General features: G+C 72.7%; 14 protein-coding genes. 12 read left to right on the forward strand and 2 right to left on the reverse strand.

Going from position 1 to position 14,610, the window contains the following annotated elements; genetic code table 11:
* Positions 1-38 precede the first annotated feature (38 nt).
* Complete coding sequence (hemW, locus tag ACFY15_RS21550) at positions 39-1,271, forward strand: radical SAM family heme chaperone HemW (protein ID WP_390689058.1); 1,233 nt, start codon at positions 39-41, stop codon at positions 1,269-1,271.
* Between the two features lie 213 nt (positions 1,272-1,484).
* On the opposite strand, the gene ACFY15_RS21555 is transcribed toward hemW, so the two are convergent.
* Both ACFY15_RS21555 and ACFY15_RS21560 read right to left on the reverse strand, forming a co-directional pair.
* Positions 1,485-2,294, reverse strand: coding sequence for a DUF3097 domain-containing protein (locus ACFY15_RS21555; protein WP_390689059.1), 810 nt, complete (start codon positions 2,292-2,294; stop codon positions 1,485-1,487).
* Positions 2,295-2,322: 28 nt separating this feature from the next.
* Positions 2,323-3,054 carry an MBL fold metallo-hydrolase gene (locus tag ACFY15_RS21560; RefSeq protein WP_390689060.1) on the reverse strand — a complete coding sequence of 244 codons (732 nt, stop codon included), beginning with the start codon at positions 3,052-3,054 and terminating at the stop codon, positions 2,323-2,325.
* A 180-nt stretch (positions 3,055-3,234) separates the two neighbouring features.
* On the opposite strand from ACFY15_RS21560, the gene hrcA reads away from it, so the two are divergent.
* The 11 genes from hrcA (at position 3,235) to ACFY15_RS21615 (ending at position 14,476) form a co-directional block, all read left to right on the forward strand.
* Positions 3,235-4,251, forward strand: coding sequence for a heat-inducible transcriptional repressor HrcA (gene hrcA / locus ACFY15_RS21565; protein WP_390689061.1), 1,017 nt, complete (start codon positions 3,235-3,237; stop codon positions 4,249-4,251).
* Positions 4,252-5,391, forward strand: a complete 1,140-nt coding sequence (gene dnaJ / locus ACFY15_RS21570; RefSeq protein ID WP_390689062.1) for a molecular chaperone DnaJ — start codon at positions 4,252-4,254, stop codon at positions 5,389-5,391.
* A 157-nt stretch (positions 5,392-5,548) separates the two neighbouring features.
* Positions 5,549-6,640, forward strand: coding sequence for a nitronate monooxygenase (locus ACFY15_RS21575; RefSeq protein ID WP_390689063.1), 1,092 nt, complete (start codon positions 5,549-5,551; stop codon positions 6,638-6,640).
* Positions 6,637-7,383 (forward strand): 16S rRNA (uracil(1498)-N(3))-methyltransferase, encoded by a 747-nt coding sequence (locus ACFY15_RS21580; protein WP_390689064.1) that lies wholly within the window; start codon positions 6,637-6,639, stop codon positions 7,381-7,383. The genes ACFY15_RS21575 and ACFY15_RS21580 overlap by 4 nt, the downstream gene beginning before the upstream one ends.
* A 130-nt stretch (positions 7,384-7,513) precedes the next feature.
* Entirely contained in the window at positions 7,514-7,873 is a 360-nt protein-coding gene (locus tag ACFY15_RS21585; protein WP_390689165.1) for a histidine triad nucleotide-binding protein, read from the forward strand.
* Between the two features lie 6 nt (positions 7,874-7,879).
* A complete protein-coding gene (locus ACFY15_RS21590; protein WP_390825945.1) occupies positions 7,880-8,782 on the forward strand; it encodes a ribonuclease Z in 903 nt (300 codons plus the stop codon).
* 158 nt (positions 8,783-8,940) lie between these two features.
* Positions 8,941-10,038: a carbohydrate kinase family protein gene (locus ACFY15_RS21595; RefSeq protein ID WP_390689066.1), complete on the forward strand. Its 1,098-nt coding sequence runs from the start codon at positions 8,941-8,943 to the stop codon at positions 10,036-10,038.
* Between the two features lie 140 nt (positions 10,039-10,178).
* Positions 10,179-12,311: a PhoH family protein gene (locus ACFY15_RS21600; RefSeq protein ID WP_390689067.1), complete on the forward strand. Its 2,133-nt coding sequence runs from the start codon at positions 10,179-10,181 to the stop codon at positions 12,309-12,311.
* Positions 12,312-12,324: 13 nt separating this feature from the next.
* Positions 12,325-12,822, forward strand: coding sequence for an rRNA maturation RNase YbeY (gene ybeY / locus ACFY15_RS21605; RefSeq protein ID WP_390689068.1), 498 nt, complete (start codon positions 12,325-12,327; stop codon positions 12,820-12,822).
* Positions 12,819-14,126, forward strand: coding sequence for a hemolysin family protein (locus tag ACFY15_RS21610; RefSeq protein ID WP_390689069.1), 1,308 nt, complete (start codon positions 12,819-12,821; stop codon positions 14,124-14,126). Before ybeY ends, ACFY15_RS21610 begins: the two co-directional genes overlap by 4 nt.
* Complete coding sequence (locus ACFY15_RS21615) at positions 14,123-14,476, forward strand: MmcQ/YjbR family DNA-binding protein (RefSeq protein WP_390689070.1); 354 nt, start codon at positions 14,123-14,125, stop codon at positions 14,474-14,476. Before ACFY15_RS21610 ends, ACFY15_RS21615 begins: the two co-directional genes overlap by 4 nt.
* Positions 14,477-14,610: the final 134 nt, after the last annotated feature.

Below are 14,610 nucleotides of genomic sequence, written 5' to 3' on the forward strand. Positions count from 1 at the left end.
GCGTAAACGACCATGGGGCGGTGCGGGACAATGGGCCCATGCCTTCCGCACTGCCCGACGGTGAACCCATGCCCGAAGACGGCTCGCTGCCGTCGCATGCCCTGGCGGGCGCCGGGCGGCGGCCGCTGGGGTTCTACCTCCATGTCCCGTACTGCGCCACGCGCTGCGGGTACTGCGACTTCAACACCTACACCGCGACCGAGCTGCGCGGCACCGGCGGCGTCCTCGCCTCCCGCGAGAACTACGCCGACACCCTGATCGACGAGGTCCGCCTGGCCCGCAAGGTGCTCGGGGACGACCCGCGCGCCGTGCGGACCGTCTTCGTCGGCGGCGGCACGCCCACGCTGCTGCCCGCCCGGGACCTCGTCCGCATGCTCGCGGCGATCCGCGACGAGTTCGGCCTGGCCGAGGACGCCGAGATCACCACCGAGGCCAACCCCGAGTCCGTGGACCCCGCCTACCTGGCCGAGCTGCGCGCGGGCGGGTTCAACCGGATCTCCTTCGGCATGCAGAGCGCCAGGCAGCACGTCCTGAAGGTCCTCGACCGCACCCACACCCCCGGCCGCCCCGAGGCCTGCGTGGCGGAGGCCCGTGCGGCGGGCTTCGAGCACGTCAACCTCGACCTGATCTACGGCACCCCGGGCGAGTCCGACGACGACTGGCGGGCTTCCCTGGAGGCCGCGCTCGGGGCCGGGCCCGACCACATCAGCGCCTACGCCCTGATCGTCGAGGAGGGCACCCAGCTGGCCCGCCGGATCCGCCGCGGCGAGGTCCCGATGACCGACGACGACGTCCACGCCGACCGGTACCTGATCGCCGACGAGGTCATGGAGCGGGCGGGGTACTCCTGGTACGAGGTGTCGAACTGGGCCACCTCCGAAGCCGGCCGCTGCCTGCACAACGAGCTGTACTGGCGCGGGGCCGACTGGTGGGGCGCCGGCCCCGGAGCCCACTCGCACGTGGGCGGGGTCCGCTGGTGGAACGTCAAGCACCCCGGCGCCTACGCCGCCGCCCTGGCGGAGGGACGCTCCCCGGGCGCGGGGCGCGAGCTCCTCTCGGAGGAGGACCGGCGGGTGGAGCGGATCCTGCTGGAGCTCCGCCTCGTCGACGGCGTCCCGCTGTCCCTGCTGGCCCCGGCGGGCCTGGCGGCCTCCCGCCGCGCCCTGGCCGACGGCCTCCTGGAGGCGGCCCCGTACGAGGCCGGGCGCGCGGTCCTGACCCTGCGGGGGCGGCTCCTGGCGGACGCGGTGGTGCGGGACCTGGTGGACTGATCACCCGGTGGGGTGAATGCCCGCGGGCCGGGTGCCCGGTCGCCTGATCGTGGACCCGGTCGTCGGGCGATGCGTCCTGCTGACCGTCCCCGTCGGCAAGGGAGACGGCGCCGACCACCCGTTCGCAACGGGTCTCGAAGTTCGGAGAGCCGCTGCCGCTGGAACTGCTCGGCATCGAGCTGGACACGAGCGAGTCCGGCACCTTCCAAGGAGTCAGGCCCCGCCGCTGTCCGTGACGAAGTCGATCAGCTCCTCCACCCGTCCCAGCAGCGTCGGCTCCAGGTCCCTGTAAGACGTCACGCGGGACAGGATGTGCTGCCAGGCGGCCCCCGTGTTCTGCGGCCAGCCCAGGGACCGGCAGACGCCCGTCTTCCAGTCCTGGCCGCGCGGGACCTCCGGCCACGCCGGGATGCCCAGCGCCGACGGCTTCACCGCCTGCCAGACGTCCACGTACGGGTGGCCCACCACCAGCACGTCCGGCGAGGTCACCGAGGCCGCGATCCGGGACTCCTTCGAACCCGGCACCAGATGGTCCACCAGGACCCCGAGACGGGCGTCCGGATCCGGGGCGAACTCCGCCACCACCGCCGCGAGGTCGTCGATCCCCTCCAGGTACTCCACCACCACGCCCTCGATCCGCAGATCGTCGCCCCAGACCCGCTCGACCAGCTCGGCGTCGTGCCGTCCCTCCACGTAGATCCGCCCCGCCCGCGCCACCCGGGCCCGCGCCCCCGGGACGGCGAGGGAGCCCGAGGCCGTACGGGCCGGCGCGGCCGGAGCCCGCGAGGGGCGGGTCAGCGTCACCACCGCCCCGTCCAGCAGGAAGCCCCGCGGCTCCAGCGGGAACACCCGCCGCTTGCCGAACCGGTCCTCCAGGGTCACCGTGCCCGCCTCGCACGCCACCACCGCGCCGCAGAAGTCCGTACCCGCCACCTCGACCACCAGGTCGGGGTCGGCCGGCACCTCCGGCACGGCCTTGGGGCGCTTCCACTGCGGGGTCAGGTCGGGGGAGTACTCACGCATCCGGCCGACACTAGGAGCGCCGCCGCGCTCACGCCCGCGACACGCCGAACCGGTCCGCCAGTGTGTCGCGTTGCGCACGCACGAAGTCCGCGTCCACCACCGCTCCGTGCCCCGGTACGTACAGCGCGTCCTCCCCGCCCAGCGACAGCAGCCGGTCCAGGGCGGCTGGCCACTGGCCCGGCACCGCGTCCGAGCCGGCCTGCGGCTCCCCGGACTCCTCGACCAGGTCCCCGCAGAACACCGTCTCCCGCTCGCCCGGCACGAAGACCGCCAGGTCGTGCTGGGAGTGCGCGGGCCCCACGTTGGCCAGCAGCACCTGAACGCCGCCCAGCTCCAGCGTCCACTCGCCCGACACCAGGTGCTCCGGCGCCTTGAGCAGGCCGCAGGCCTCGGCGGCCGCGTCCTGCGCCAGGCCGTGGGCCACCGCACTGCAGCGGAGCTCCTCGCGGCCCCGGGGCGTCGCCAGCAGCCGGTCCAGGCCGACCGCGCCGTAGACCTGGGCACCCGCGAAGGCGGAACCGCCCAGTACGTGGTCGAAATGTCCGTGGGTGAATGCGATATGGGTCACGTGCCGGCCGGTCAGCCGCTCCGCCTCGGCGCGGATCCCTGCCCCCTCCCGGACGCTCGACCCGGGGTCGATCAGGAGTACCGAGTCGTCCCCCACCACCAGCCCCACCGTGCAGTCCCACACCGGGAGCCGTCGCCGCCCCGCCCGCCCGGTCAGCCGTTCCCAGCCCGCCTCTTCCCATCGCGTCTCCATGCCGCGACGCTACCTGGCGGGCCGCCCTTGCCTGCGCCGTACTGCCCGGCCGTACACTGACCGGGGGGTCTCTGGCACTCGGGCGAGCAGAGTGCCAGCCGATCACCGCCGCAGGACGGTCCGACCGGGACCGCCCGACCAGGACCGCCCGACGACCGACCGCATCAGGAGGTGTGCGCGATGCTCAGTGAACGCAGACTCGAGGTGCTGCGCGCCATCGTCCAGGACTACGTCGGGACGGAGGAGCCCGTCGGCTCCAAGGCCCTCACCGAGCGGCACAAGCTGGGCGTCTCACCGGCCACCGTGCGCAACGACATGGCCGTGCTGGAGGAGGAGGGCTACATCGCCCAGCCCCACACCAGCGCCGGCCGGATCCCCACCGACAAGGGCTACCGCCTCTTCGTCGACAGGCTGGCCGGCGTCAAGCCGCTGTCGACGCCCGAGCGCCGCGCCATCCAGAACTTCCTCGACGGGGCCGTGGACCTCGACGACGTCGTCGGCCGCACGGTACGGCTGCTCGCGCAGCTGACCCGCCAGGTCGCCGTCGTCCAGTACCCGTCGCTGAGCCGCTCCACCGTCCGGCACGTCGAGCTGCTGTCGCTGGCCCCGGCCCGGCTGATGCTCGTCCTGATCACCGACACCGGGCGGGTCGAGCAGCGCATGGTCGACACCCAGACCCCCTTCGGCGAGAACTCCCTCGCCGATCTGCGGGCGCGGCTCAACAGCCGGGTCGTCGGACGTCGCTTCACCGACGTCCCGAACCTGGTGCAGGACCTTCCGGAGTCGTTCGAGATCGACGACCGGGCGACCGTCAAGGCGGTGCTCGCGACCCTTCTCGAAACCCTGGCCGAGGAGGCGGAGGAGCGGCTGATGATCGGCGGCACCGCCAACCTCACGCGCTTCGGACATGATTTTCCCCTGACGATCAGGCCGGTGCTCGAAGCGCTGGAGGAGCACGTGGTGCTCCTCAAGCTGCTGGGCGAGGCCGGGGAGTCGGGGATGGCCGTACGGATCGGGCACGAGAACGCCTACGAGGGACTCAACTCCACGTCGGTCGTCTCCGTCGGCTACGGTTCGGGCGGCGAGGCAGTCGCCAAACTCGGCGTGGTCGGACCGACCCGCATGGACTACCCCGGAACGATGGGAGCGGTACGCGCAGTGGCACGTTACGTCGGACAGATCCTGGCGGAGTCGTAAGTGGCCACGGACTACTACGCCGTACTCGGCGTGCGCCGCGACGCATCGCAGGACGAGATCAAGAAGGCCTTCCGCCGCCTCGCGCGTGAACTCCACCCGGACGTGAACCCGGACCCGAAGACGCAGGAGCGCTTCAAGGAGATCAACGCGGCCTACGAGGTCCTCTCCGACCCGCAGAAGAAGCAGGTCTACGACCTCGGCGGCGACCCGCTGTCCTCCTCGGGCGGCGGTGGCGGCGCGGGCGGCTTCGGAGCGGGTGGCTTCGGCAACTTCTCCGACATCATGGACGCCTTCTTCGGCCAGTCCTCGCAGCGCGGACCGCGCTCGCGGACCCGCCGCGGCCAGGACGCCATGATCCGCCTGGACCTGGAGCTGGACGAGGCCGCCTTCGGCACGACCAAGGACATCCAGGTCGACACCGCCGTGGTCTGCGGCACCTGCTCCGGCGAGGGCGCCGCCCCCGGCACGTCCGCGCAGACCTGTGACATGTGCCGCGGCCGCGGTGAGGTCTCGCAGGTCACCCGGTCCTTCCTGGGCCAGGTCATGACCTCGCGCCCCTGCCCGCAGTGCCAGGGCTTCGGCACCGTGGTCCCGACCCCGTGCCACGAGTGCGCGGGCGACGGCCGGGTCCGCTCCCGCCGCAGCCTGACGGTCAAGATCCCGGCCGGTGTCGAGAACGGCACCCGGATCCAGCTCGCGGGCGAGGGCGAGGTCGGCCCCGGCGGCGGCCCCGCCGGCGACCTGTACGTGGAGATCCACGAGCTGCCGCACCCGACCTTCCAGCGGCGCGGGGACGACCTGCACTGCACGGTCACCATCCCCATGACGGCCGCGGCCCTGGGCACCAAGTGCCCGCTGGAGACGCTGGACGGCATGGAGGAGATCGACGTCCGGCCCGGCACCCAGTCCGGCCAGGCCATCCCGCTGCACGGGCGCGGCGTCACGCACCTGCGCGGCGGCGGCCGAGGCGACCTGATCGTCCACGTCGAGGTCACCACCCCCGGCAAGCTGGACGCCCAGCAGGAGGAGCTGCTGCGCCAGCTCGCGAAGCTGCGCGGCGAGGAGCGGCCCATGGGCCAGTTCGCGCCGGGCCAGCAGGGTCTGTTCAGCCGTCTGAAGGACGCGTTCAACGGCCGCTGACCGCCCCGGCGGCAGCGCGTGCAGGAGCCCGGTACGGACACCCCGAACCGGGCTCCTCGCCGTAGGGGCCGGTGCCGCCCCCGGCTCCGGAGAGCGGACTATGCCAGGCGAATGGCATGATTCGGCGCCGTGACCCGGACATGGCACGATGCAGTCCATGTCCTCCGCACCGAACGGTCTCCACCCGTACCCGATCGTGCAGGCTCCCATGGCGGGCGGGATCTCCTGCCCGCCGCTCGTCGCCGCCGTGTGCGAAGCGGGCGGGCTAGGCTTCCTGGCCGGCGGCTACAAGACCGCCGACGGCATGTACCAGGAGATCAAGCAGGCGCGCGGGCTCACCCGGCGGCCCTTCGGCGTGAACCTCCTCCTGCCCCAGACCGGCCACGCCGAACCCGCCGCCGTCGAGGCCTACCGCGGGCAGCTGGCCGGCGAGGCGAGCTGGTACGACGTCTCCCTCGCCGAAGAGGACATCATCGGCACCTGCGACGACGGCTACGACGCCAAGCTCGCCATCCTGATCGAGGACCCCGTGCGGGTCGTCTCCTTCACCTTCGGCTGTCCCGAACCCGCCGCGCTCGCGCGCCTGAGGGCGGCCGGCACGTACACGATCGTCACCGTGACCGCGCCCGAGGAGGCCCGCGTCGCCCAGGCGGCCGGCGCCGACGCCGTCTGCGTCCAGGGCGTCGAGGCCGGCGGCCACCAGGGCACCCACCGCGACGACCCGCAGACCGACGGCACGGCGGGCGTCGGCCTGCTCGCCCTGGTCACCCAGGTCCGGGAGGCCGTGGCACTGCCGATCATCGCGGCCGGTGGGGTGATGCGCGGGGCCCAGATCGCCGCCCTGCTCGCGGCCGGAGCCGAGTCCGCGCAGCTCGGCACGGCCTTCCTGGCCTGCCCGGAGTCGGGCGCCCACCCGCTGCACAAGAAGGCCCTGACCGACCCGGTGTTCCCGCACACGGAGCTCACCCGGGCCTTCTCGGGCCGGCCCGCGCGGGGCCTGGTGAACCGCTTCATGCGCGATCACGGCCCCTACGCCCCGGCCGCCTACCCCCAGATCCACCACATGACCTCGGGGCTGCGCGCTGCGGCGGCCGCGGCCGGGGACCCGCAGGGCATGGCCCTGTGGGCGGGGCAGGGGCACCGGCTGGCCCGGGCGCTGCCGGCGGGGGAGCTGGTGGAGGTGCTGGCGGCCGAAACGTCCCAGGCGCAGAACGCGTTGAAGGTGTTGCAGATGAGGAGAGCGTCATGACGGCCCCCGTGTTCGTGGTCGAAGAGGTCCCCGCGGGGCCGGAGTTCGTGCTGGAGGGCCCCGAGGGGCGGCACGCGGTGTCCGTGAAGCGCCTGGGTCCTGGCGAGGACGTGGTCCTCACCGACGGGCGCGGCCGCTGGGTGGAGGGCGTGGTCAGGGCGGCCGAGGGCAAGGACCGCCTGGTGGTCACGGACCTGCACGGGATCCGGGAGGAGCCGGAGCCGGCCGTGCGGATCACGGTGGTGCAGGCGCTGCCCAAGGGCGACCGGGGCGAGGTCGCGGTGGAGACGATGACGGAGACGGGCGTCGACGCGATCGTGCCGTGGCAGGCCTCGCGGTGCATCACCCAGTGGCGGGGCGAGCGCGGCGCCAAGTCCCTGGCCAAGTGGCGGGCCACCGCCCGGGAGTCGGGCAAGCAGTCGCGCCGGGTGCGCTTCCCGGAGGTGGGCGAGGCGCTGTCCACGAAGCAGGTGGCCGCGCTCCTGGCCGGCGCCGACCTGGCGATGGTGCTCCACGAGGACCGCGAGGCGGCCTCGGAGCCCCTGGCGACGGCCGCGCTTCCCGCGTCCGGCTCGGTGGTCCTGGTGGTCGGCCCCGAGGGCGGGGTGGCCCCGGAGGAGCTGGCCGTCTTCGCGGAGGCGGGCGCCCGCCCGTACCGCCTGGGGCACAGCGTCCTGCGCACCTCGACGGCGGGCACGGCGGCCACCGCGGTCCTGCTGGCGCGCACGGGCCGCTGGGGCTAGCCGGGGGCGGACCGCAGGCGGGGCTCGGGGCGGGCGGGGCGGCGGGTCGAGCCCCGCTCGGCAGGCGCCGCGCGACGGCGGCCGGGCCGGTAGCATGCCCCGACCGATCAACATCACGGGAGGCGTGGCCATGGCCGGGGAACCGCAGGCGGACTGCCTGTTCTGCAAGATCGTCGAGGGGAAGGTCCCGGCGACCGTGGTCCGGGAGACCGAGACCACCGTCGCCTTCCGGGACATAAACCCGCAGGCGCCGACCCACGTGCTCATCATCCCCAAGGTGCACCACCCCGACGCGGCCTCCCTCGCCGCCGCCGAGCCGACCGTGATCGCCGACATACTGCGCGAGGCCGGGGAGATCGCCGCCGCCGAGGGCATCGCCGACCACGGCTACCGGGTCGTGTTCAACACCGGCGCCGGCGCGGGACAGACCGTCTTCCACGCCCACCTGCATGTCCTGGGAGGCCGCGGCCTCCAGTGGCCCCCCGGGTAGCAGTCCGTGTCCGTACGCGAGTTCGTGGTCCTCGGCACCGCCAGCCAGGTACCCACCCGGCACCGCAACCACAACGGCTACCTGCTGCGCTGGGACGGCGAGGGCATCCTCTTCGACCCGGGCGAGGGCACCCAGCGGCAGATGCTGCGGGCCGGGGTCGCGGCCCACGACATCAACCGGATCTGCATCACCCACTTCCACGGTGACCACAGCCTGGGCCTGGCCGGGGTGATCCAGCGGATCAACCTCGACCAGGTGCCGCACCCCGTGACCGCGCACTACCCGGCCTCGGGCCAGAGGTTCTTCGACCGGCTGCGGTACGCGACCGCCTACCGGGAGACGGTCCGGCTCGGGGAGGAGCCGGTGGCACAGGACGGGGTGCTCGCGCACGGGCCCTCGTACGTCCTGGAGGCGAGGCGCCTCTCGCACCCGGTGGAGTCCTTCGGCTACCGGCTGACCGAGCCGGACGGGCGCCGGATGCGCCCGGAGCTGCTCGCGCGGCACGGGATCAAGGGCCCGGACGTCGGGCGGATCCAGCGCGAGGGGCGGCTGGGCGGGGTCACCCTGGAGGACGTCAGCGAGCACCGGGCCGGGCAGCGGTTCGCCTTCGTGATGGACACCCGGCTGTGCGCGGGGGTCGAGGAACTGGCGCAGGGCTGCGACATGCTCGTCATCGAGTCCACGTTCCTGGACGCGGACGCCGCCCTGGCGGCCGACCACGGGCACCTGACCGCCGCGCAGGCGGCGGGGGTGGCCCGGGACGCCGGGGTGCGGCACCTGGTGCTGACGCACTTCTCCCAGCGCTACCCGGACCCCTCGGAGTTCGAACGGGAGGCCCGCGGGGCCGGGTTCGAGGGGGAGCTGACGATCGCGGCCGACCTGGCCCGGGTGCCCCTGCCGAAGCGTTAGCCGTACGGCGCGTCAAGGGCGGGACCAGCGGGGCGAGGGCGGCAGGAGAGCCGGGCTCAGGTGAGGTGCGTCACACTGGGTTTGGCCGCGGGGCGCCCGGGCAGACCTGGCAGCCCGCCCGCCGAACGCAGAAACGACACCTCAACGGGGAGTACACCGTGACCAGTCGGGACAGCCGCACCAGCCGCCCCGGAACACTCGACCCGCTGGGCCCGCTGCGCGACCCCCGCGAGCCGGGCTGCGACGTCTTCCTGACCGGCACGGTCTTCCTCGACATCATCTTCACCGGGCTCGACTCCGCCCCCGTCCGCGGGACGGAGTCCTGGGCGCGCGGCATGGGCTCCAGTCCCGGCGGCGTCGCCAACATGGCCACCGCCCTGGCCCGCCTCGGCCTGCGCACCTCGCTCGCCGCCGCCTTCGGTGACGACCACTACGGCGAGTACTGCTGGGATGCCCTGGAGCAGGGCGAGGGCATTGACCTGTCCATGTCGCGCACCGTCCCCGGCTGGCACAGCCCCGTCACCGTCTCCATGGCCTACGAGGGCGAGCGCACGATGGTCTCCCACGGCCACGAGGCCCCGCCCCCGGCCGGCCCCGGCCCCTTCCCCTGGTGCCCGCCGAAGACCCGCGCCGCCGTGGCCTCGCTGGCCGCCGACCGCCGCGAGGACTGGATCGGCGAGGCGGCCCGCCGCGGTTCGCGGATCTTCGCCGACGTGGGCTGGGACGACACCGGCCGCTGGGACCTGGGCGCCCTGGCCGACCTGGAGCACTGCGAGGCCTTCCTGCCCAACGCCGGTGAGGCCATGCGGTACACCCGCACCGACTGCCCCCGCGCCGCCGCCCGGGTGCTCGCCGAGAAGGTGCCGGTCGCCGTGGTGACCATGGGCTCGGAGGGCTCGTACGCCGTGGACTCCCGGACGGGCGAGACGGCGGAGGTCCCCGCCATCGCCGTCGACGCCCTGGACCCGACCGGCGCCGGGGACGTGTACGTGGCCGGGTTCGTCACCGGCAGCCTCGCCGGGTGGCCGCTCGCGGACCGGCTGGCCTTCGCAGGCCTGACCGCCGCCCTCTCGGTGCAGGAGTTCGGCGGCTCCCTCTCCGCCCCCGGCTGGGCCGAGGTGGCCCACTGGTGGCGCACCGCCCCGGAGGCCCTGCGGGGCCGCTACGCCTTCCTGGACGCCCTGGTCCCGCCGGGCGCCGGCCCCTGCTCCCGCCGCCGGGCCGTCCCCACCATCGGCTTCCGCAGCCCGGCCTAGCCCAAGGCCCGGCAGAGCGCGGGGCCGGGCCGGAAAACCCCTCGGGGACGGTCCGGGGTGGACGTACCCTTGGTACTCCGGAGGCCGTCGACCGGCGCGGCCCCTCAGCGGGAGGTATGCGCAGGCCACAGTGCCGGCCCATGACTCAGACACCGACAGCCCACAGCCCCGTGCCGGGCCAGGCGCGAGCCCACTTCACCGTCCCCGCGACACACCCCATGGTGACCGTGCTCGGCTCGGGTGACGCGCTGCTGCGCGTGATCGAGAAGGCCTTCCCGGGGGTCGACATCCACGTGCGGGGCAATCAGGTCAGCGCGGTCGGGGAGGCGGCGGAAGTCGCCCTCGTGCAGCGCCTGTTCGACGAGATGATGCTGGTGCTCCGCACCGGGCAGCCGATGACGGAGGACGCAGTGGAACGCTCTATCGCCATGCTCAAGGCGAACGGCAGCGACGCCGAGGGGCGCCCGCTGGAAACCCCGGCCGAGGTGCTCACCCAGAACATCCTCTCCAGCCGCGGCCGCACCATCCGGCCCAAGACCCTGAACCAGAAGCGGTACGTCGACGCGATCGACAAGAACACCATCGTCTTCGGCATCGGCCCCGCCGGTACCGGCAAGACGTACCTCGCCATGGCCAAGGCGGTGCAGGCCCTGCAGTCCAAGCAGGTCAGCCGCATCATCCTGACCCGGCCCGCCGTCGAGGCGGGAGAGCGGCTCGGCTTCCTGCCGGGCACGCTCTTCGACAAGATCGACCCGTACCTGCGCCCGCTCTACGACGCCCTGCACGACATGATGGACCCGGACTCCATCCCCCGGCTGATGGCCGCGGGCACCATCGAGGTGGCGCCGCTGGCGTACATGCGCGGCCGCGCGCAGCCTGTCTTCACGAAGGTCCTGACACCGGACGGCTGGCGCCCGATCGGCGACCTTCAGGTGGGCGACCTCGTGGTCGGGTCGAACGGTGAGCCGACGCCGGTCCTCGGCGTCTACCCACAGGGCGAGAAGGATATCTACCGCGTCACGTCCCAGGATGGTGCGTGGACCCTGTGCTGCGGGGAACACCTGTGGACCGTCCGTACGGCGTCGGACAGGCGCCGCGACAAGCCGTGGCGGGTCCTGGAGACCAAGGAGATGATCGGCAACCTCCGCGCGGCGCACGCCCGCCGCTACGAGCTGCCGCTGCTCACCGCGCCGGTCGAGTTCCCCGAGCGCCAGGTCCCCATGGACCCGTACGCCCTGGGTCTGTTGCTGGGCGACGGCTGTCTGACCGGAACCACCGCTCCTTCGTTCTCCACCGAGGACGAAGACCTCGTCCGCTCCCTGGAGGCGGCCCTGCCCGGGGTCGTGGCGAGGCACAAGGGCGGCCCCGACTACGTCCTTAACCGTGTGAAGTCGCCCGGTGACGTGGTCACCCTCGAGAATCCCGTCACGCGGGTGATGCGGGAGCTGGACCTGATCGGCAGCCGTTCGCACTCCAAGTTCGTGCCGGACGACTACCTCTTCAACACCGCCGAGGTCCGCCTTGCGGTGCTGCAGGGCCTCCTCGACTCCGACGGCGGTCCGGTCACGCAGCAGGACCGCACCTGCCGGATCCAATACTCCACCGCGTCGATCGTCCTGCGGGACGACGTGATCGCCCTGGTGCAGTCCCTCGGCGGTGTCGCCTACACCCGCCGCCGCGGTGCCGAAGGCCGGAAGCGGGAAACCGCCCTGGGGGGGCACCGCTTCGACGCCCATGTCGTCGACATCCGGCTGCCCGAGGGCGTCGAGCCGTTCCGCCTCGCCCGCAAGCGGGACGCCTACGCCGCTGCCGGCGGCGGAGGCCGTCCGATGCGCTTCATCGACTCCATCGAGCCCGCGGGCCGCGAGGAGGCCGTGTGCATCCAGGTGGCAGCCGAGGACTCGCTGTACGTGACCCAGGACTACCTGCTGACGCACAACACGCTGAACGACGCCTTCGTCGTCCTTGACGAGGCGCAGAACACCAGCCCCGAGCAGATGAAGATGTTCCTGACCCGGCTCGGGTTCGACACGAAGATCGTGATCACGGGTGACATCACGCAGGTCGACCTGCCGACCGGCACCAGGAGCGGTCTGCGCCAGGTCCAGGAGATCCTCGAAGGGGTGCCCGACATCCACTTCTCGCGGCTCACGTCCGAGGATGTCGTCCGGCACAAGCTGATCGGCCGTATCGTCGACGCGTACGAGAAGTACGACGACAGCCAGGCGGCCCGGGAGACCGGCGCGGCCCGGAACGGCTACCAGCGGAAGTAGAACCCAGCGCACCATGTCGATCGACGTCAACAACGAGTCCGGAACCGAAGTCGACGAGCAGGCGATCCTCGACATTGCCCGCTACGCGCTCACCCGGATGCGGATCCACCCGCTCTCCGAGCTCTCCGTCATCGTCGTCGACGAGGAGGCGATGGAGCAGCTCCACATCCAGTGGATGGACCTGCCCGGACCCACCGACGTCATGTCCTTCCCGATGGACGAGCTGCGTCCGCCGTCGAAGGACGACGAGGAGCCCCCGCAGGGGCTCCTCGGCGACATCGTCCTGTGCCCCGAGGTGGCGAAGAAGCAGGGCCAGGAAGCCCCGACGCAGCACTCCATGGACGAGGAGCTCCAGCTCCTGACCGTCCACGGGGTGCTGCACCTGCTCGGGTACGACCACGAGGAGCCGGACGAGAAGGCCGAGATGTTCGGCCTCCAGGCGGCCATCGTCGACGGCTGGCGCGGCGAGCGCGGGATGACCGGCCCCTCCCCGGCCCCGACCGTCTCGTGAGCAGCGCCTATCAGCTGATCACCGGGGCGGTGCTGCTGACCGTGGTGGCCTGGTTCGCGGCCTGCGCCGAGTCCGGGATCGCCCGCGTCTCCAGCTTCCGCGCCGAACAGGCCGTACGGGAGGGCCGGCGCGGCAGCGCCAAGCTGGCCCAGGTCGCCGGCGACCCCACCCGCTACGTCAACGTGGCCCTGCTGGTGCGCGTCACCTGCGAGATGGCGGCGGGCGTGCTCGTCACCTACGTCTGCCTCGACGCGTTCGGGGAGAACTGGACGGCGCTGCTGGTGGCCATCGCCGTGATGGTGCTGGTCTCGTTCGTGGCGGTGGGCGTGTCCCCCCGTACGATCGGCCGCCAGCACCCGCTGAACACCGCGACGGCGGCCGCGTACGTCCTCGTCCCGCTGGCGCGGATCATGGGGCCGGTCCCGCAGCTGCTGATCCTCATCGGCAACGCCCTCACCCCTGGCAAGGGCTTCCGCAAGGGGCCCTTCGCCTCCGAGGCCGAGCTGCGCGCGATGGTCGACCTTGCCGAGGCGGAGTCGCTCATCGAGGACGAGGAGCGCCGGATGGTGCACTCGGTCTTCGAGCTCGGCGACACGCTCGTGCGTGAGGTGATGGTGCCCCGCACCGACCTGGTCTGCATCGAGCGCTACAAGACGATCCGCCAGGCGACCACCCTCGCCCTGCGCTCCGGCTTCTCGCGGATCCCGGTCACCGGGGAGAACGAGGACGACATCGTCGGCATCGTCTACCTCAAGGACCTCGTCCGCCGCACCCACATCAACCGGGAGGCGGAGACCGACCTGGTCTCGACGGTGATGCGGCCGGCGGTCTTCGTACCCGACACCAAGAACGCCGGGGACCTGCTGCGCGAGATGCAGTCGGTGCGCAACCACGTGGCCGTCGTCATCGACGAGTACGGCGGCACGGCGGGCATCGTCACGATCGAGGACATCCTGGAGGAGATCGTCGGCGAGATCACCGACGAGTACGACCGGGAGACCCCGCCCGTCGAGGAGCTCGGCGACGACCGCTACCGGGTCACGGCCCGCCTCGACATCACCGACCTCGGAGAGCTGTTCGGGGCCCTGGCCTTCGACGACGAGGACGTGGAGACCGTCGGCGGACTGCTGGCCAAGGCCCTGGGCCGGGTGCCGATCGCCGGGGCCTCGGCGGTGGTCGACCTGCCGGACGGGCGCCCGCTGCGGCTGACGGCCGAATCCCCGGCGGGCCGCCGGAACAAGATCGTCACGGTGCTCGTGGAGCCGGTGCTCGCCGAGGACGCCGAAGGGGAGGAGACGCAATGACGCCGGCGGAGCTGCGCGCGTTCTGCCTGGGCTTCAACGCGGCGGTGGAGGAGTTCCCCTTCACCCCCGAGACCTCGGTGTTCAAGGTGCTGGGCAAGATGTTCGCCCTGTCGGCCCTGGACGGCGAGCCGCTGAAGGTCAACCTCAAGTGCGAGCCGGAGACGGCGGTGCGCCTGCGGGCGCAGCACCCCGCGATCGTCCCGGGCTGGCACATGAACAAGCGGCACTGGAACACGGTGACGGTCGGCGGCCTGCCGGACGTGCTGGTGCGGGAGCTGGTGGAGGACTCGTACGACCTGGTCGTCGCGGGGCTGCCGAGGGCGGAGCGGCTCCGGCTGGACCGGCCGTGACACCGGAGCCTCCGTCGAACGGTTAGGGCCCAAGGTCATACGGGTTCGGGACCTTCGAATCGAAGGGCATGGGCCCTTCGCTGCTTAGGTTTGTTCTGCGCCCCGGGGGAGGCGTCGTGGGGGAACCGCCCCGG

The organism is Streptomyces sp. NPDC001373 (assembly GCF_042895815.1).
GTDB lineage: Bacteria > Actinomycetota > Actinomycetes > Streptomycetales > Streptomycetaceae > Streptomyces.

Excerpts from the sequence above, each read along its gene's own strand:
- ACFY15_RS21600 (WP_390689067.1), top strand. The coding sequence starts at position 10,179 with ATGACTCAGACACCGACAGCCCACAGCCCCGTGCCGGGCCAGGCGCGA.
- hrcA (WP_390689061.1), top strand. The coding sequence starts at position 3,235 with ATGCTCAGTGAACGCAGACTCGAGGTGCTGCGCGCCATCGTCCAGGAC.
- ACFY15_RS21580 (WP_390689064.1), top strand. The coding sequence starts at position 6,637 with ATGACGGCCCCCGTGTTCGTGGTCGAAGAGGTCCCCGCGGGGCCGGAG.
- ACFY15_RS21585 (WP_390689165.1), top strand. The coding sequence starts at position 7,514 with ATGGCCGGGGAACCGCAGGCGGACTGCCTGTTCTGCAAGATCGTCGAG.
- ACFY15_RS21615 (WP_390689070.1), top strand. The coding sequence starts at position 14,123 with ATGACGCCGGCGGAGCTGCGCGCGTTCTGCCTGGGCTTCAACGCGGCG.
- hemW (WP_390689058.1), top strand. The coding sequence starts at position 39 with ATGCCTTCCGCACTGCCCGACGGTGAACCCATGCCCGAAGACGGCTCG.
- ACFY15_RS21555 (WP_390689059.1), bottom strand. The coding sequence starts at position 2,294 with ATGCGTGAGTACTCCCCCGACCTGACCCCGCAGTGGAAGCGCCCCAAG.
- ACFY15_RS21560 (WP_390689060.1), bottom strand. The coding sequence starts at position 3,054 with ATGGAGACGCGATGGGAAGAGGCGGGCTGGGAACGGCTGACCGGGCGG.
- ybeY (WP_390689068.1), top strand. The coding sequence starts at position 12,325 with ATGTCGATCGACGTCAACAACGAGTCCGGAACCGAAGTCGACGAGCAG.
- ACFY15_RS21575 (WP_390689063.1), top strand. The coding sequence starts at position 5,549 with ATGTCCTCCGCACCGAACGGTCTCCACCCGTACCCGATCGTGCAGGCT.